At 39.2% G+C, this 18,540-nt stretch carries 16 protein-coding genes; 5 read left to right on the plus strand and 11 right to left on the minus strand.

Annotated elements, in window-relative coordinates; genetic code table 11:
* Nucleotides 1–69: 69 nt before the first annotated feature.
* The 6 genes from ABR854_RS07260 to ABR854_RS07285 form a co-directional block, all read right to left on the minus strand.
* The gene (locus tag ABR854_RS07260) at nt 70–969 is read right to left on the minus strand and encodes a PorP/SprF family type IX secretion system membrane protein (protein WP_350264726.1); all 900 of its coding nucleotides are present in this window, start codon (nt 967–969) and stop codon (nt 70–72) included.
* Between the two features lie 157 nt (nt 970–1,126).
* Complete coding sequence (locus ABR854_RS07265; RefSeq protein WP_350264727.1) at nt 1,127–1,741, minus strand: NADPH-dependent F420 reductase; 615 nt, start codon at nt 1,739–1,741, stop codon at nt 1,127–1,129.
* 12 nt (nt 1,742–1,753) lie between these two features.
* Entirely contained in the window at nt 1,754–2,686 is a 933-nt protein-coding gene (locus ABR854_RS07270; RefSeq protein ID WP_350264728.1) for a bestrophin family protein, read from the minus strand.
* 3 nt (nt 2,687–2,689) lie between these two features.
* A complete protein-coding gene (locus ABR854_RS07275; RefSeq protein ID WP_350264729.1) occupies nt 2,690–3,346 on the minus strand; it encodes a hypothetical protein in 657 nt (218 codons plus the stop codon).
* Nucleotides 3,336–3,710 carry a VOC family protein gene (locus ABR854_RS07280; RefSeq protein WP_350264730.1) on the minus strand — a complete coding sequence of 125 codons (375 nt, stop codon included), beginning with the start codon at nt 3,708–3,710 and terminating at the stop codon, nt 3,336–3,338. Before ABR854_RS07280 ends, ABR854_RS07275 begins: the two co-directional genes overlap by 11 nt.
* 4 nt (nt 3,711–3,714) lie before the next feature.
* Entirely contained in the window at nt 3,715–4,473 is a 759-nt protein-coding gene (locus ABR854_RS07285; protein ID WP_350264731.1) for a type 1 glutamine amidotransferase domain-containing protein, read from the minus strand.
* Nucleotides 4,474–4,644: 171 nt separating this feature from the next.
* On the opposite strand from ABR854_RS07285, the gene ABR854_RS07290 reads away from it, so the two are divergent.
* Both ABR854_RS07290 and ABR854_RS07295 read left to right on the plus strand, forming a co-directional pair.
* Nucleotides 4,645–4,989, plus strand: coding sequence for a winged helix-turn-helix transcriptional regulator (locus tag ABR854_RS07290; RefSeq protein WP_350264732.1), 345 nt, complete (start codon nt 4,645–4,647; stop codon nt 4,987–4,989).
* A gap of 179 nt (nt 4,990–5,168) precedes the next feature.
* On the plus strand, nt 5,169–7,382 hold the full coding sequence (locus ABR854_RS07295; protein ID WP_350264733.1) for a hypothetical protein: 2,214 nt from the start codon (nt 5,169–5,171) through the stop codon (nt 7,380–7,382).
* Nucleotides 7,383–7,461: 79 nt separating this feature from the next.
* Here the strand turns inward: ABR854_RS07295 and ABR854_RS07300 are convergent, their stop codons facing one another.
* Complete coding sequence (locus ABR854_RS07300) at nt 7,462–8,004, minus strand: C40 family peptidase (protein ID WP_350264734.1); 543 nt, start codon at nt 8,002–8,004, stop codon at nt 7,462–7,464.
* A 221-nt stretch (nt 8,005–8,225) separates the two neighbouring features.
* On the opposite strand from ABR854_RS07300, the gene ABR854_RS07305 reads away from it, so the two are divergent.
* Together ABR854_RS07305 and ABR854_RS07310 are read left to right on the plus strand one after the other, a co-directional pair.
* On the plus strand, nt 8,226–9,131 hold the full coding sequence (locus ABR854_RS07305) for a M23 family metallopeptidase (protein ID WP_350264736.1): 906 nt from the start codon (nt 8,226–8,228) through the stop codon (nt 9,129–9,131).
* 46 nt (nt 9,132–9,177) lie between these two features.
* Entirely contained in the window at nt 9,178–10,242 is a 1,065-nt protein-coding gene (locus tag ABR854_RS07310) for a 3-oxoacyl-ACP synthase III family protein (protein WP_350264737.1), read from the plus strand.
* Nucleotides 10,243–10,420: 178 nt separating this feature from the next.
* On the opposite strand, the gene ABR854_RS07315 is transcribed toward ABR854_RS07310, so the two are convergent.
* Together ABR854_RS07315 and ABR854_RS07320 are read right to left on the minus strand one after the other, a co-directional pair.
* Nucleotides 10,421–10,849, minus strand: a complete 429-nt coding sequence (locus tag ABR854_RS07315) for an RrF2 family transcriptional regulator (protein WP_350264738.1) — start codon at nt 10,847–10,849, stop codon at nt 10,421–10,423.
* A 131-nt stretch (nt 10,850–10,980) separates the two neighbouring features.
* Nucleotides 10,981–13,422 (minus strand): TonB-dependent receptor plug domain-containing protein, encoded by a 2,442-nt coding sequence (locus ABR854_RS07320; protein WP_350264739.1) that lies wholly within the window; start codon nt 13,420–13,422, stop codon nt 10,981–10,983.
* A gap of 256 nt (nt 13,423–13,678) precedes the next feature.
* On the opposite strand from ABR854_RS07320, the gene ABR854_RS07325 reads away from it, so the two are divergent.
* The gene (locus tag ABR854_RS07325) at nt 13,679–14,734 is read left to right on the plus strand and encodes a 3-oxoacyl-ACP synthase III family protein (protein WP_350264740.1); all 1,056 of its coding nucleotides are present in this window, start codon (nt 13,679–13,681) and stop codon (nt 14,732–14,734) included.
* Nucleotides 14,735–14,810: 76 nt separating this feature from the next.
* Here ABR854_RS07325 and ABR854_RS07330 read toward each other — a convergent pair whose 3' ends face one another.
* Together ABR854_RS07330 and ABR854_RS07335 are read right to left on the minus strand one after the other, a co-directional pair.
* Nucleotides 14,811–15,548, minus strand: a complete 738-nt coding sequence (locus tag ABR854_RS07330; protein WP_350264741.1) for a hypothetical protein — start codon at nt 15,546–15,548, stop codon at nt 14,811–14,813.
* 69 nt (nt 15,549–15,617) lie between these two features.
* Nucleotides 15,618–18,539 (minus strand): cellulase family glycosylhydrolase, encoded by a 2,922-nt coding sequence (locus ABR854_RS07335; protein ID WP_350264742.1) that lies wholly within the window; start codon nt 18,537–18,539, stop codon nt 15,618–15,620.
* Nucleotide 18,540 lies beyond the last annotated feature (1 nt).

The following is an 18,540-nucleotide window of genomic DNA, read 5'->3' on the forward strand; positions in this document are numbered from 1 at the left end:
ATTGAAATTATTCAATTTTTAATAGAAGGCGATGGCAATAATTACTCATCTGATGTAATAATTCATTTATTAATAATATTTCAAACGATTTGTACTACGCTCATCGCCACGACCCTCATATCGGAAATAAATCTGTAAAATACCTCTTTGTTGGAAATTGCTGGTGGGTGTTCCTGTATTACTGAATGTTGGCGGCTTAGTATCATAAGAAGCTCCCAAACGAATGGCTTCTGAAACTTGAAATTCAGCCATTGGAATAAGTTTATTAACCCTTGCTCCACCAACTTCTTGTGAACGATACGAAACGCCCAGTCCAAATTTTCGTCCAAACCATGCTTTTCCATTCAGATGGAAACCATTGCCTGCTGTTTGGTTGGTTTCAACCAAAGCACTAATATTAAACATGGTGCCGTCGTATTCACCTAATGAAAAACCCAACATTGTATAAAAAGGTTTTTTACTATTGAAAAGCCCTTCGTTGTTAATGAAAAGAACTGGTTTTGAAAGACTAACGTAGAAACGTTCGGCGTTTAGCAAACCTCCCAAACCTGCATACGGATACATTTGTTTTAGACCAAGACCCGCCAAAAGTGTAGGTTGATAAATAAAGCCTGCATCAGCTCCGAGGCCGACCGAGAATAAATCGCCGATTTGTTTGCGGTAAGCGTAGGAAACTTTTACGCCCGAATTATTAAATCCAACTATATTGCTATTGAAGGCTTGAAGTCCCAAACCACCACGACCTTGTTGAATTGCTCCATCGGTTGAGAAAAGTTGATAGATTTGTTGTGGGCGAAGTGTTCCGTTAAATTGGTTTCCGAGCATGGCATTCATGCTGAAAGTTTCTCTTGCACCCGCAAAGGCAGGGTTAAGTGCCAAAAAATTAAACTGAAATTGGTCTTCAAGAAGCGTTTGAGCATTGGCTAATGATGAAAACGCCATGAAGGCTGCAAGAAAATGTTTTTTCATGTGGTAATGTTTTTTCTTTTTAGAATAACAAAAATACGACCAAAAGGATTATAATAAAATTAAAAAAGTCACCCATCTGATTAGGTGACTTTTAGTAAAACGAAGAAAATCGTTTATAAGTGCGAGTTATTTTATAATTAAATACGCCTCAAATCACTTATCTGCGAATAAGCTTAAAGGCCAAATCTCGGCCATGACCTTGCATGATGGCTAAGTTTATCCACGAAAGGGCAAATTTTTCGAGTAATTCTACTTTATCGGCTTTTCCAAAATCTATGCAGGTGCTGAACCCACAGTCTAAAGCCAGTTGTTTGGCAATGGCCTTTGCGTTATTGCTATCGCCTGCCATAAACATATCAATTCCTTCGCCGTTATAGCTGGGGTTTAGCATATTTTCAAAACCCGTAGTGTTGAAACATTTTACGACCTCGGCACTTGTTTTGTCGGCCAAGCAATGATATACCGTTTTGTATGGTTCGGGTGTTTTCATCACTGAATTTGTGGCGTCAATGAGTATTTTGCCCGATACATCGCCCATTTGTTCTAAAACCTCAAAGATAGCCGTCGGTGGCGTGGCAATGAGTATCACTTCCGACTGCTTCACGGCATTTTCGATGGCTGCAAATCTGTCTTCACCAATTTTTGTTGCCAAATTGATGTTTTTTTCACTTAAAGGAAATTTTGCACCTATTAAGACTGTATGACCCGCCTTAATCCATTGTTGTGCCAATGCTCCTCCAACATTTCCCGAACCAATAATTGCTACTTTCATATATCGTTGATTTTAAAATAAATATCCATTTTTTGCTTCTAATTTTTCGGGCAAAGGTTCGCCCAGAGCTTCTTTTAAATCTCGTTCGATGGTATTGCAGAGTGCCGTCATTGGTATATCCGAAATACTATTCTCAAAAGGATTTTCGTTGATTTCGCCTACTTTATTCAGCACCGAAAACACAAAGCTGATGATAAAACTCACAGGAATGAGCATCCAGTCGATGTTCATTTTCTTGAAATCGCCAATCAGGCAGATAGGCAATACAAAAATAAAAACATAGAGAAATAATTTAGTAAAATATTGATAATTCATGGGTAGCGGCGTGTTTTTGATACGCTCGCAAGCTCCTTGCCAATTACTAAAAGTTGCCAAATTAGGTTCCATACTAATATTATCAAAAGCCCCCAACATTTCCTTTTGCATGGCTTCTTTTATTCTAATGCCTTGTGTTTGAAGCAAAATATTTGGCAGATTTTGCTTGTTTTTGAGGGTTTCATACTCGCTTTCGGTGAGTAAATGCTGGAATTCTTCGGTTATATTTTGCTTTCTGAGATGGAGCCGTAAAGCGTGAGCAAAGGCAATTTGGCGGTCAATCATTTCTTTTTTGTGTAAATCGGCTTCTTGCTTATTGGCTTTACCGATTGCCACGGCGTTATCGACGTTTGCGATGATTTGTCGGGCAAAAATGCGACTGTTGTTGATGATTCCGCCCCAAATGGTACGAGCTTCCCACCATCGAGCATAACTACTCTGATTGCGGAAGGCAATAAAAATAGCCAATGCCGAACCTAAGATTCCAGCAATAGAAAACGGCAAAGCAATATCAATCGCCTTGTATGTGTGCAAAGCAAAAACGCTTGTTGCCACGAGTAGCGTTGTGAGTGTTTCTGAACGAATATTCTGAAACACTTTTCGCAAATCAAAATTTCTTTTTACTATCATTTTCTAAAATTCATATCGTGTAAATGCTCCAAAATTTTCGTTTTTGATGAAAATACCTTTGCCCTGTTGGGTCAAATCGAAACCTGCACCAAACTGAAATTCTTTTATTTTTAAACCCAGCCGAAATCGTTGTGTAAATGCGAGGTTATTTTGTTGATTAGATGGAAAGCTATTGATGAGTTCGATTTGTGAAAATAAGTTGAGTTTATCGGTCAGTTTTGGGGTATATCTGCTCAAAAAGAAAAAATCTATATTCGGATTTTTAAGAGTTTCGGAAACTGCCCAACTGAAAATCGTATAATTTTTGGTGATTTTTGCAAATTGGATACCTGCTTTCGGAGAAATGCCTTTGTTTAGTACTTGAACCACCGCCACAGGAGCAAACCCTTTTAGTTTGGGGTGGTTGTAGCTGACGGCCTCTGTGAATCCGAATTGTGGTAAGTTGGTGGTTTTTGTGATGGCATAGTCGATACTCGCTCGGTTTCGGTTGAAAAACAAGAATTTTGATGCTTGCCCTGCTTTGTTTTTAAAGAACTTGAAAAACATGACATCGACCGTAGTTTTCTTATGACCCGCAAAAACTTCTACGGGAATTTGGGCAATGGCAATGTTTCGCAGAAGAAACATTACCATTAAAAGCAGAGTTGTTTTATTGTTCATCAGACAACAAGCCGATTTTATTTCCTTCACTATCGATAATAATGGCCGCAAAACCAAATTTGCCAAGATTCATTTCGGGAATGATTGTTTTTCCACCAGCACTTTCAACTTTTTCGACAGCACTGCTCAGTTTTCCGAAAGCATTGAGATAAATTACTGCTCCATCGGTAGTAGGTTTTAAATCTTCACGCACTACGATAGAACCCCCAACTGCCTCGCCAGTATTGAAAGGCACATTGAATAAAATTAACTCACCATTGCCAAATGTTCCTTTTCTTACGTTTCCGTGCAAGACCGAAGTGTAGAACTGAAAGGCTCTTTCTAAGTCAAGAGCGGGAATCTCAAACCAATTAATCGCATTCATCGTATTATTTATTTAATTGTTTTACTACCAATTCCGCAGCGGCTGCACCAGAATTTTGTTGTTGTCCTGTAATCAAATTTCCGTCTTCGATGGCATAAGAGCTAAAAGGGGCAGCTACTTTAAAGATAGTTTCTGCTATTTTTCTGGCCTCTGCTTCAATTCTGTATGGTTGAATTTTCATACCTACGGCTTGGTCGGCAAATTCTTCTTCGGCATCGGCAAAGCCTGTCCAAGTTTTTCCTTTTACTACTAAGTCGCCATCAGATTTTTTTGCGTCTAAAAGCAAGGTTGTTGAATGGCACACGGCGGCACTTGGTTTGTTGGCTTCATAGAATGAAACAAATAGTTTTTCTAAATCATGGTTGCCTCTGAAAGTGTACATCGGCCCTTGACCACCTACCAAAAAGATGGCATCATAATTAGCGGCATCAACCTCGGTTAGCTTTTTGGTATTTTCGAGCATGGCGTTAAACTCAGGTTTTTGTAAATATCCGAGAGAAATAACGTCATGTGCCGAATAACCACTGGCATCGGTTGGATTGGAATATCCGTCCATTTCTAATTTCCCACCCTCGGTCGAAACCAATTCTACTTCATAGCCAGCTTCTTGAAACACTCTCAAAGGGTGGGTTAATTCTGCTGCCCAAAAGCCAATCGGCCAGCCTGTTTGTTTACTTACGCTTGGCGAACTTGCCACCATTAAGATTCTTCCTTTCGTAGGTGCACCATGAAAATGCACGTAATTATTTACTTCTGTTATCATGTTTTTGATGGATTTTATCAATGTTAAGTGCTATAATGACTTTAGTTGATGATTAGATATTTTTGCAACTTTACTTTGCAAATCTGCAAACAGTATCTACTTTTACCAACTGTATAACCCAAAAGTGCGATACATACTTTTTGGAAAGTAATTGATAAACAGATAGTTAGTATGCCAGATTTTATATATAACGGGAAAGTTTACTATAATCCAGTGCAGCTGGTGATGGAACAAATTGGTGGAACTTGGAAAGCTCCGATTTTATGGAGGTTGAAAGACCAAACCATGCGTTATGGTGAATTACGAAAGGATATTCCGCATATTTCGGATAAAATGCTGACTACGCAGCTCAGAGAATTGGAAGAAGATGGCTATATCCACCGTGAAGTTTTTGCGGTAGTGCCACCAAAGACAGAATACAGCCTAACAGAACAAGGGAAGGAAATCATAGAACTCATAACAACGATACGTAATTATGGGCTTAAAATGATGGAAAAACAAAATATTAGGAAATAGCCCATTTCTTAATCAGATATTACTCGTTTGTAGGAAATGATTTTGCTGAAAATGAATACTAAAAATGAGTAAATACTGTTGATTTTCGTAAAAGCATCAATTTTATCAGAATCCAAAGCTCGGATTTCCTACTACAAACTCATAAATTTGACTTGATTTAGCCTTTAAACTTTATTTTAATGAGAAAAATTTTTGCTGTTGTTCTACTTTTTGTAGCATTTATAGACACTTCTGCTCAATTCCGAAGGTTGGTTTTACGGCCTCGTCACGGGCAGATTATTGGTCAATGGCAAACAACTAATCAGCCACTAAGAGCTTGGCTTACGGGTGATAAAATTTTTGTAATTCAGGGCGAAATGGACAATTTTGTGGTGCGTGGAGCTAATATGCTTTCACGCCCAGATGTAGTGACTAATTACAAAAATCATGTACAGTATTTTGCCGAACCTACAAGAAATGGAGGTTTAGAAATGCCCAAAAGCTTTGTGATTCCTCAGTTTTGTATCCAACAAAAAACTGCTGATGGAACTACCTTTATTCTGTGCGGACAAAAAGCCATTGATGCCGCCAATACTTCAAAACCTAAGACTTTACCAAAAGAAACTCCTCCAATAATTTCGCAAGAAAAACCTACAACTTTACCTCAAACTCAGCCGCCATTATTATCGACAACTCGACGAGGAAAAAGTATTGATATGAAATTTGCGAATTATCCTAAAGTCCCGAATGGATTGGCAGGAGAAACATTTTCAAAACTTAAAGTTGAAAATGGAAAACTAAGCGAAGAGCAGTGGCATGTATCTTTTTTGAATGATAGAAACTACGAAAAAGGCTTTTACATTGGTTTGGGAGAAAAATCTAATACTTCTGCTTTGCAAAATTTAGATATTTCGGAAATGGCTGGCTTTGACCTTAGTGTGATAGAAGTTTATACCGATCGGACTAAATACTGGAATGCCCGAAATTGGATTCAACAATATATTACAGTACCTGGTAAACGTATGACGACTGATACTGTCAATAACGCTGTCTATTTCTGGAACCCAACGCAATATGTGAGCGAAAGTATTTTGCCTGATTTTTATGATGCCTTCCCAGAATTTACTTTGCCAAAAGGTAAAATATTAAAGTTTTCATATTTATCAGGTTCAGATATAAGTGGCGAAAAAGCCATGAAACGAGGAGTAAGCTATGTACATAATGCTCCAAATGCCGCTCGTAGAGCATGGATGGATTATGATGGTTGGCTTTATGAATCAGGCTGCCCTAAGGCTTATACAACAACCGAAGAAGTTGTTAACCAATGGCTCGATAGAGTAGATACTGAAGTTTTACGAAAAAACTTTGCAAATGTGGTTGCACCAAACGTGAAAACAGGTTTTTTGAGTCTCAACTTCGAGCCTATTGGGGTTTGGAATAGTAGTAAAAGTATGTATAAAATCGGTGTTGCTTTACAAGAATTCAAACGTCAAAATGCTGAAGGAGAATTTGCTATCGGGAGTTTGAGCCCAAAAATAGTAAGCCGTGCAAAATTTGAAGGCGAACGAGATGCCCAAGGAATGACGAGTGTATTGATATGGCAGGGAAGTGGTTTTGAAGCCTATAATCGGACATTTCCAACATCGCCAACCAGAAATGTTTGGAATTCGGTACGAGAAATAGTTACGGTATCGCACGTTGGAAACTATTGTAATGATTTACGAAATGTAGGTACTATTTATCATTTAATGACCGAAGGGCTTATCTCGAAAAAAATTGAACCAACCAAAAAAGCTCTGGCTAATATCTGGCACGAAGTAGAAGCAATGGATTGGCAATTAGGTGAGCAAACACATCGAACCTCAAAGGGAGAAGTTTTTAAAATTAAAATCAAGCCGATTGTCCCACCCGATTTAATGCAAAGTTGGGGAGTATGGGGCATGTGGCTCGACGGAATAGACCTTTGGAGTGACCCTAACACAAAAGTAGATAATCCCGATTTGTGGGGAAGCAAAGCAATGGAACTTGAAGCCGATAAGTTTCTTGAGAATCGTTTTGGTGAGAATCTTTCGAGTTATCCGTTTCAATCTCAGAAAAATATTGATTGGCTTATGGCAGGCGTGTGGGCGATGAGCGTAAACAAAGATATTATCGAAGCAAATACACCCATCGAATACCCAGATGTAACATTGCCAGATGGTCGTCGAGTAACTGGCGATAATAAGCTCCCGACCGAAGCTTTCATTAAAGGGTTTCCATTAGTAATGAAAAAACGTGATGATGATAGCAAAGATGTACTTTATACGGCTTATTGGGGGCATAATCCTGCTAATAAGGCTGTAAAAATTGTAGTTGATGGTCAAGAAATTATCATCAGAGGACAATACACGAGTGTGGTCAGAATGAAGTTTTGAACAAACTTAAAGCTTTTTCGGTACAAGTGCGTTTTTTAAATACTTGTACCGAAATATAAATTCCCGACTCAAAATGGTCTTACTTAAAGCTATCAATTACTCGTTTTACACCCACAAAATGAGCCGAGTAATAAGGGTCTTTCAGATAACTAATAGTTACGCCTTTGCTCGTTGCGGAGTGAATAAATTTCAAACCTTTAGCGGTTGATTCAACCACAATACCAACATGAGAAATACCACTTTTTGAGCTGCGTCCCCTTCTGAAAAATATTAAATCACCAGGAAGTGCTTCGTTTGTTTCAACATCGTAGCCCAATTTAAACATTTCGGTGCTACAAGCTCCGAGTTTCATGCCGAATTTCTTGAAAACATAGCCCACAAAACCCGAACAATCGAAGCCTTTGGCTGCTTTTCCACCACTTTTATAGCGTGTTCCGATAAACTTTTTGGCATACCGCTGAATGTCGTTGGCTAACTTTAGATAAGATTCCCCGATAGGTGTTTCATTAGCCGATACCGATACTTTTTTGGTAGGAGTTTCGCTGATGAAATTTGCTCTACTGACCAAATTTGACAACGATAAAATGACAATCAACGAACCAATAAAATACTTTCTTCGCATACATACAATTTTTGGTTCAGGCACAAAATTAAATAAATGCAAATTAAAATAACCTTAAAATATTGACTAATAGTTGTTTAGTGAAATTTTATCGTCAAAAAGTTTAATTTTACTGTAAAAAATGCTAAACTAAACTAAGATTTTGAGTGTTTTGGTTCTGTATTAGCACAAGATTTTCTTAATTTCGTGCCAGAAACAAATGCGGTGACTCGTTGAAAAGTATGATTAAAATTTTTGTTTTTTGTTTTAACTTCCTGCTTTTGCAGAAAGACACCTCTTCCGTTACCCATAAACAATACCTCAGCGTCATTAATGGATATAAACAGTTGCTGGTCGATATTCGTGAGTATAAACTCTCGCCCCAGCAAGCCCGTGAGCGTTTCCAAGAGATGATGATGATTCTGAAAAAAGCTCACCCAACTGCTCGTTATGACTCTACCCAAGTGCAAATCTGTTTTCCGTTGATGGGTTTCGATTTTCGTGCCGTTGGTGGGCGTGGTAGTGGGTACATTCCTCGGGGATATGATTTATTCGATCAAACCAAAAAAGGAAGCCACCCTGCTCATGATATTTTTATGAAAGATAAAGACCAAGATTGTCGAGACGATCGAACTGGTGATTATGTACCAGTACTTTCAACCTCCGATGGGATAGTGATAGCCACCGAAAATGGCTGGCAAGCTGGTAGCGAATATCGTGGTGGGAATTATATCTGGATTTATGACACCGCCACTGGTGGACTTTGGTACTATGCTCACCAAAGAGAAATTTATGTAAAAACGGGACAAACTGTGCGTGCTGGCCAAAAAATAGCACTTGTTGGTCGAACAGGATTCAATGCTGCCATGCCCCGTTCGGATACGCATTTGCACATGACCTACCTAAGAATTGATGAAGAAGGCAATCCGTTTCCTGTAAATACCTATGGCTGGCTTAAAAATGCCACAACTTTGCTCGACCCACGCATTGCAATCGATTTAGAACCAATTTCGGCAATTGAAGTTAAAAAATTACCAGAAAATATTAAAAACATGTCTCTTATCGAAGCACCCCAAGTGGCTTACCGAGAGGTTGTACCATTACAAGAGGAAGAATCAAAGTCTCGCCGTCGCCGTAATCGTCAATAATTTTTCTTTTAGATTAAACTGCAAAACCATCTATAAAACACTAACATTGAAAACAATTATCAAAGGAACGGGAAGCCACTTACCCGAACGCATCATAGAAAACTCCTATTTTTTGGATAGACAATTCATGGACGCCAATGGTGTCGTGAATCCAAAACCTGCCGAAGAAATCATCGAAAAACTGGAGGCTATTACTGGCATAAAATCAAGAAGATATATTCCCGAAAAAGGAGATTCAGTGCCTTTAATGGTTGAAGCTTCAAAAAATGCGATTTCAGATGCAGGAATTGATAAAAACCAAATAGATGGAATAATTGTGGCTCATAATGCGGGTAATATGCTTGAAGGTACGTTGGGTTTTCATACTGTACCAAATATGGCGGCTTTGCTCAAAAATAAACTCGAAATCAGCAACCACGAATGTTTTGCTTATGATTTGCTTTTTGGTTGCCCAGGTTGGTTGCAGGGCATTATTCAGGCACATCAAGCCATTCAAATGGGCGATGCTACTAATGTGTTGGTGGTAGGAATTGAGGTAGCATCACGCTTGCTCGACCCTCACGATTTAGACTCCATGATTTTGGCCGATGGTTGTGGGGCTGCCATTATTTCAGCTTCCGAAACAGATAATTCGGGCATTGTGTCTTATGCTACTTACTCACACGCCCAAGAAGATGTTTCGTGTATTTACTTGAGTGGTTCGTATAATAAGGAACTGAAAAATCCGACATTATTTAAAATGAATGGTAAAGATGTCTATAAATATGCCACAGTTTGGGTACCGAAAGTTATCAAAAAAGCCCTTGATAAAGCTGGTTTAGATGCGTCTGATGTTGATATGTTTTTATTTCATCAAGCAAATGGCAAAATGCTACATGCTTTTGCTAATAATTTGGCTCAAATGTATAATATTGAAGGTCTGTCTTTTGAGGGAAAAATTCCCACTACAATCGAGTTTACAGGAAATACTTCAGTAGCGACCATTCCGACAATGCTTGATTTGATTCGTAAAAGCGAGTTGGCAAATTACAACATCAAGGAAGGAATGAAAGTCGTGATGGCATCGGTTGGTGCAGGAATGCACTGCAACGCAATCGTTTATCAGTTTTAAATTCTGGAGCGAAGTTCCGACTTCGCCATAAATTATTTCAACAACTAATGATTAGTAACAAAAACGTCACAAAACTTAGTTTTTGTGCCGTTTTTGTTATATTATTTGTCTGATTATCAAGAATGTAATTATAACTCATTGAAATACTGTTGTCTGCGGACTATCGACCGTTGACTATTTATTCCTCTTCTGGCAAATCCATCAAATCTTTCAATGTCGTATTTTCGTAAACTGCCAAGTTAGCATCTCGAACCCGCTCCATAATAGGTCTGATTTTGCAAGTTTTTTCGTCGGCACAATCATCACATTTTCCGTAGAAATAAAGCGATACACAAAGCATTGGCGAAATCGGCCCATCAATGATACGGACGATTTTAGCAATAGAAACTTGTTCTGGTGACATTCTGAGTTGGTATCCACCACCTTTTCCTTTTTGACTATGAAGTACACCATTATTGCGGAGTTCGAGCAGAATTGCCTCCAAAAATTTCTTCGGAATACTCTGTTGTTCGGCAATATCAGCAATCAAAATCGGTTGCTTCGACTCGTATCTTTCTGCAAGGACCTTGAGGGCTTTCAGTGCATATTTTGCTTTTTTCGAAATCATTTTATTAGTTTTGACGAAGAATTTAAAGAAATCAGGAAATAGGAAAACTGACATCTTACCGAACAAAAGTACAATTTTTCGTTCACTTTCCAATAGCTTTCTTCAAACACCCCACATTCAATAATCTAAAATTATTTCATGCCTACTGAATAGGTAGTTTTTGCTGCAATCGGAATTCCAGTTGACGAAATTCCTTCTAAGTGTATATCGACTTTGGTTGTAGCATCTGTATTAAAAAATGTAATACTGGCTTTACCGTTGGCATCGGTTTTTATTTTTGGCGACCAAAAAATTGTTGAGCGAAAATCTGGACGAAGGTTTTCTGGAATATCGACATCGTATTTGGGAGCATAAAATTCTTTAGTGGGGTAGTAGCCTGCAATACTAAAATGTTGAACACCCATTGTTTCATCTTGGCTGTAATCATAGTTTGGACTTCCTCTTTTTGTTAGTATTGAAATGACACCACCACCTGCTCCTGAACCATAGATAGAGGCTTCTGCTCCTGTAAGTACGTCAACTCTGTCAACATCTGGAACGGGTAGCATTAAAATAGCTTCTTTGTTAGTCTGCATACCATCTAACAAAAACATTGGCTCCGATGAAAGCATAATAGAACTTGCACCTCTGATTGTGATAGTAGGGTCATTGACGCTTCCCGATACCTGTACGCCCGCAAAACGACCTCTGATCAAGTCGAGTATATTTGTATAACCTGCCATTGTTCTATCAACCGTAAGCGATTTGCTTGGTTTATCATACAATACACGTGAGTCTCGCTCTTGTGTTTTTTTCTTGGCCTTAACCGTAACTTCGTTGAGCATAATGGCTTTATTGAAGCGTAACGTTCGCTCAAAATCTAATGCTTCTTTGGTGCGTTTCAAGTAATCAGCGAGGTCTTTTTCATCGAAAGTAACCGCATTAAACGGGATAGCTACAATTTGTACTTTTGGTGAGAAGGCTTTATTGATAAAAATTTTGGTATTTCGGTTATTATTTCCCGCAATTGCCTGTATGATCACTTTGGCGGAATCTGCAAAATCAAGGTTATATGCTGCAAAAGAACCATCTTTTTCGGCCATACCCATACCAAAAAGTTGTGTGCTATCTTTTAGCTTGAACATAAAAGTTAAATTCACTGGTTTTTCAAAAAGTTTTCCATTTGGTCGGCTGATTTCTCCTGAGATACTTAGCCCACGCTCAAATAGAAATTTAGTCTTAGGCAATTCTTCTTTCATTATATCATTCCACTGGTATCGACGCCAGCCTTGGGTCATCATTAAAATATCTAAATGACGAGCAGCATCTGGATTTTCTTTTGAAAAATAATAAGCTGGTTGTTCGATTCTTCCTTTTAAGTCGGAGCTTAGGAGTAAATTCGTCTCAATATTTTCGGAAAAAGGGTTTCTTAGAACTTGTGCTGCATCTGTAACCGAAACCGAAAAATCGCCAGAAATAGGTTGCCCCTTTGCATCTTTGGCTTCAATATCGAGTGTTACCTTTTCTCGGGTTTTGTATTGTGTTTTGTTTGTTAAAAGTCTGATATTTAATGTACTATCATTCCTTAAAAAAATCACACGTTCGCAGAGTGGTAAGCCTTTATCGCTGAAAACCGTAAACTGAGTAATCCCACTCGGGAATTTACTTTTAGGAATTTTAACGAGCAAAACCTTCTTAGTAGATACAGTCTTAGCTGTGTAGCAGATTTTACCTTGCGATTGCCCCACAATGGCAATTTGTCCAGTTAAATTGTCAATGTTATGGCCTACAAACAAGCGGATATTGTTTTTATCTGCCACTGATTCAATACCCATCACAAATCCCTGTTTTTCAATTGTGGGTAATTTTACTTCCTTTTCAAAAATATTTCTATACTTGACTTTTGCAATATACTGTTCGCCAACTTGCGGCTTGAAAGTCATCACTCCCATACCTAAGTGTTCGCTTTCAAAATTGATGATTGTATCGCCCTTATCATTCATAATAATCCCTGTAACATCAATGCCACTTCCTAATGCATCTACTGCTTTATAGGCCATTCGGTTCTCGATTCCTTCAATTAAATTACCACCTTCAGGGAAGAATCTAAAGTCAATTTCTTGGACGTTGAGTTTAGTAGGTTCATCCACTTGGTTTGACCTGAAAACCTTAAAATCCTTTGTAAACAACAGGTTCTCATCAAAATTTAGCATCCAATTTGTATAAGCTCTAAGGCTATAATAGCCTGCTTTTAAGGTATCAGCCAATTGAAAATCGGCTGCGGCACTACCCCCCTCTAATTTCAAAATCTTTTTTTCGATTAGTTTACCTCGCTGATTATCAATCAATTCGACATAGAGTGGAATACTTATCGTATCAGGTAAGTGTGTAGTGGCTTCTACTAAATAAGCTTTAAACCAGATGGTTTCGCCAGCGGTGTAATAAGGTTTGTCGAGGTGTAAATAGGCTTTTTCTTGTGGCAGTTCATCTTGGAAACGATTGAATTTAGTTACAATTTTCTCAAGTAAATCGTCTTCGAAAGTAAAAGCAAATAGTATTGTAGCGAGTGCGAGTGATAATAGGTTTGTTTTCATTGAAACAGTAAGAAGATGTGTTTGAATTTGTATTGTTTTGTACTGCAAAATGAATATAAAAAGTTAGAATTGAAAATATTATAACTAATTTTTTAGTTTTTTATTGATGAGTGGTTATTTTAAAATTTATACAGAAGTTTTACGAGGCAACTTATCTTTTGAGTTTTTATTAAAACATAATATTTCTAAGAATTATTTGTACAATGAGTAGTTTTTCTTGTAAATTCGTAGCTAGATTCTAAACAAACTAAAAAATATGTTACACTCGAAAATTGCAGGAATAGGTTTTTATGTACCAGAGAAAGTTGTGACAAACCACGACCTCATGAAAGTGATGGATACAACTGACGAATGGATACAAGAACGCTCAGGAATTAAAGAAAGACGCTATGGAATAAAAGGTGTTGAAACACCAACTACAATGGGAGCCGCTGCCACAAAAATTGCTTGTGAACGTGCGGGAATTAGCCCCGAAGACATAGATTTTATTGTATTTGCCACACTTAGTCCTGATTATTATTTCCCAGGTTGTGGGGTACTTTTGCAGCGAGAATTGGGCATTACACATAAAGAAATGGGTGCTTTGGATATTAGAAATCAATGTTCGGGCTTTATTTATGCTCTTTCGGTAGCTGACCAATTTATCAAAGGTGGGATGTATAAAAATGTATTGGTTGTTGGTTCGGAAATGCACTCAATGGGGCTTGACTTTACGACTCGTGGCCGAAATGTTGCAGTTTTGTTTGGTGATGGGGCAGGAGCAGTGGTGCTTCAACCAAGTACCGAAGAAGGTAAAGGGATCTTGACAACACATTTGCATTCTGACGGCACTCATGCCGAAGAATTGGCCTTAATTAGTCCAGGTAGCCATGGCGGGTATCATTTAGGAACTGAACAGTTTGGTTTTCCTGATGTAGAATATGGTGAAATTTTTGTCTATGAAAATTTGCTCGAAAACAAGACTTATTACCCAAATATGAATGGTCAGTTAGTGTTTAAAACTGCCGTGACGAAATTTCCAGAGGTAATCATGGAGGCTCTCAATAAAACGGGTTATACTCCTGCAGATATTGATATGCTCGTGCCGCACCAAGCCAATTTGCGTATTGCTCAATTTGTGCAGAAAACGCTCCGTCTGCCTGACGAGAAAGTTTATAACAATATTATGAAATACGGAAATACAACAGCCGCTTCAATTCCGATTGCTTTGTGTGAAGCTTGGGAGGCCGGAAAAATAAAAGAGGGAGATTTGGTTTGTTTGGCTGCTTTTGGAAGTGGATTTACGTGGGGTTCGGCCTTGATTCGTTGGTAGGAAAAAGACCACGGTCGATGGTCAACAGTCAACAGATATTTTTATTATTCTGTTGACCATCGACTGTGGTCTAAAACTATTTTATCTTATCAAAAAGCCCTGCATCTACTTTTACGGCTGCTAAATCATTGCCTGTGCGTAGGTCGGTTACGTTGAGGTCTAATGGCCCGAGTTTATGATTTTGGGCGATTATTGCTCCTGTTTCGGTGGTTTTCCAGTCTTCCCAAGTAGCAGAAACACCTCCAATTGGCAGAATTTTTACCCAAAGCTTAAATGCTTTCGGAACACCATTGGTGTCTAAAAACCATAAATAAGAATCGCCTGGGGTTACGCCACCCGACGAATAACTCGCCAAAAGTGCTTCTGAGCCATCTTCGGTTTTTACTATTTTTCGAGTTACACCTTCATCAAAAACTTTATACGGAGCAATCAACCAATAGGAATCATTACAGAAAATCGACCATGCTTTGCCTCTTAAAACATCCAGTTGACCATCGGTCACTTCTTTTCCTTCACTGAAAGCCTTGCCTTTATTCCATTCTTTCAGATTGAGAAATACATCGTTTTCACCCCACTTTACTTCCACCAGTTGGTTTTTCTTATCCCATACAAACTGATGTCCGCCTTTGTGTGTCCAAGCTATTACGTTGGTGCTATCCCAAGCAGACTTATTGAGCGACTTTAACATTTTGTTGGCCAGCTCGTCGGCTTTTGCTGGGTTTTCGCCCGTAGGTAGTTTTTCATTGAAAATCAGATAAGCACCAACGACTACCACTAATATTACGGCTGCGATGTAAAGAAATGCTTTTTTCATTGTTTAAGAAAATATGTGAAACTTAATCAACGAAAAAGCAGCAAAAGTTGTTCAATTATGGCCAATAATCTAAAAAGCGGTGCTTCGGGTAGCGGTATTTTTAATGCCATAAGTGGCATTGTTCACGATATTTTGTCCAAACGTGGTGAGCGTATTATACCCACCATACGGAGCAGCCTGACTATTATTGGTCATATTTCTGGCCGAACACCCATCTCTTACCCAAGCCCAAGCCAACCAGCCAATGTTATTGGTTTTGAGGGTGGTGAGCAGATTTTGGTATTGAAATCCATTCGTAGGATTGTTGGGGGCATCGTTTGTGCCATCAATATTATAATGGCAGTAAGAGGTTGCTCCATTAACCGATTCATCTTGTTTGTTGGCTACTTCGCCAACAATAAAAGGCAAATTCGCATTTATGGCATTGGTCAAATCTGTGTTAGTATTGTAGCCAGCCCAATAGGCGTGTACACTAAACAAAATATTATGTTCGGGGTCGTGGTCTATGAGTTCTTGTCCCGCATCAACAACCGCTCGTAGGTCGGTGCCGCAGTCGGGGCTATCAATCATAATTGGCATTTTTAGATTAGCATTTCTAATAGACGTAATGGCCGCTTTATAGGCATTTTTCCAATTATTTAAGCTTGCTGTTGAATATCCTGCCCAACGGTATCTACCTACTTCATTGGCTAAATTGATAATCAGATATTTTTTGTGTTTGTTTAAAATTGTCACGATGGCTGGGTCTGTCCACCACGAAATCAGTTGAGTATTTATTAGATTGGCATCTTCGGCACAAGTAAGGTCATGAAGCTCTAAGACTGGAATCATCTGATTGGTCTTGCATTTGGTCAATAAATTATCAAGGTCGGTATTTGATACTGCTGGGCGAGTCGGATTTCCATAAGTTTTATACCACTGCAAACGCACGGTATTTGCCCCGCTTTTTTCAATTTCGGTAATTAAATCATTGGCAGGAAAACCCCAGTCGTCCATCACAGGATAATTTACACCTCTAATAATAAATTTTTGCCGATTCGCATCGTAGAGGTCTTTTCCCTGCATATACATCGTTGGAGCTTGACTCTGGGGGCAATTTTCAATTTTAGCCGAGAAAACTGCTCCACCATCAGCCTTGAAACCTGCCGATAAAATGATATTTTTTTCAGCGGTATAAGCTACGTTCGTACCAGTATTTGTAACGGCATTCGTTGCCAAAATACCTTTGGCTTTGAAAGTTCGACTGCCGTTGCTGATGGTTGCTGAAGTTGGGTCGTCTTGCGGAAGTGTGAGCAACTCAGGGCAATTAGAAGCTGCGGGATTTAGCGTAATGCTTTTATAACAAAAAGCTGGTAAAGTAGGGTAGAAGCCAATGGCTTCGTTGCTGGCAAAAGTCAGCGTTTCGCCCGTACTGTTTGGATTATTAGGTGTATATGTAATCGGAATCGTGACGCTGGTTTGGTTGAGGGCAAGTGTGGTGGTGAGACTTCCCGAAAATTCGCTCGAAATCAGATTGATGCTGGTAGTGCCTACTTTTGTGACCGTAATTGGAATCGTGATGTTGCGAGTAGCTGCCACACCTTGTGTGAAGCTACCGCTGAGGGTGCTGCTTTCGCAGTCGCCAAATGTGAAAAGTCCATCATAGACTGGTACTGTGAATGAGCAAGTGCCAGCTCCTAAGCTCGGCGAACTAACAGTAATTGTGCGAGTTCCTGCTACACCTTGCCCATTGTAATCGACATTCATGAATACATTTTGTAGGCCAGTGTTAGCAAAGTTTTGAGTAATTGTTCCCGAAAAGTTTGTGCCGCTGGCATTGAGTGTGATATTACCGGAAGTTGCAATATCGAGCGTTACTCTAATACTAATGCTGGTCTGATTACCAAGCCTTACGATTGTACCGCCAAAATTCGGATACCCACATTGCGTGATAGTGAATGCAGGAAAAACGGAAGCTGAAACTTCTGCACATTGGCCATTACCTGGGTAGGTTGCCGAAATACCGATGTCAGTAAATGAGCCATTGCTTGGGTCAAATTTCCAGACTTTGCCATTGCCTTGGTCGTTGGCATAAATAAAATTGCCAATGCGAGCCAAACCACCAAATTTGGCACTTGCTTTTGAGTAAATCGTAGCGTTTACACTGGTAATTGTAACCTGACCTCCTGCCGCATTTTGATTAATTAAGGCACTCGGCAGCTTGACCAATGAGCCACCTGCTGCATCAGGTGTTGGTGAATAACTATCATTATTATTAGCATACCAGAGGTTTCCGTTGGCATCCAAAACCAAGCCTTCGGGTAAAGAAAAAAGCTTGGCCGATTGGTTATCGGTATTCAGAAACGCATCCGTACAAGCTACCGAATTGGCAGCCGTTGTACATAAAAACTGCGTAGGCGATGCCAGTGTATTATCGGTGGCCCATTTCAAAATTCTATTATCAGAAAGGTCTGTAACGTAAACATCACCTGCCGCATTTCTCGTAATTCCTCCTATGCCTGTATAGGATTGATTATTTTTAAGCGTAGGCATATTTTGAAAGATTCCACCCCCACTATAACTTCCGCTACCGTCACGTTGGATTTTTATTATCCTGCGTTTGGTTTCTCCAAAACCACAAGCTACATACAGTGTTCCGTTGGCTTGATTGACTACTATTTCGGTAGTTACTCGACTGGTTGCTACTTTCGTGACCGATGTGTAAGTCAGTGTTCCGCCCGAAATTAAGACCCCTTTGTAGTGCAGAAAACCATCGGAGGTGGGTTCGTCGTAGCCTACAAACATTTCGTTGTTATAAAAAGCAACGCAGTTGGGTTTATAGCTGATATTGCTTGGCCCAACTACATTGAAAGTTGTTAGTAAAGTTGCGGGATTGGTAGCCAAATCATATACTTTTATTTGTGAGGCCGAATAATACGGTACTGCCAGTTTCTGCCCGAAGCAGAAATTAAGCAACAGGAAGTTGAATGAGAGTAAAAAGATTTTTTTCATG

The sequence above is a fragment of the Emticicia sp. W12TSBA100-4 genome, from assembly GCF_040253585.1.
In the GTDB taxonomy this organism is placed as follows: Bacteria; Bacteroidota; Bacteroidia; order Cytophagales; family Spirosomataceae; genus Emticicia.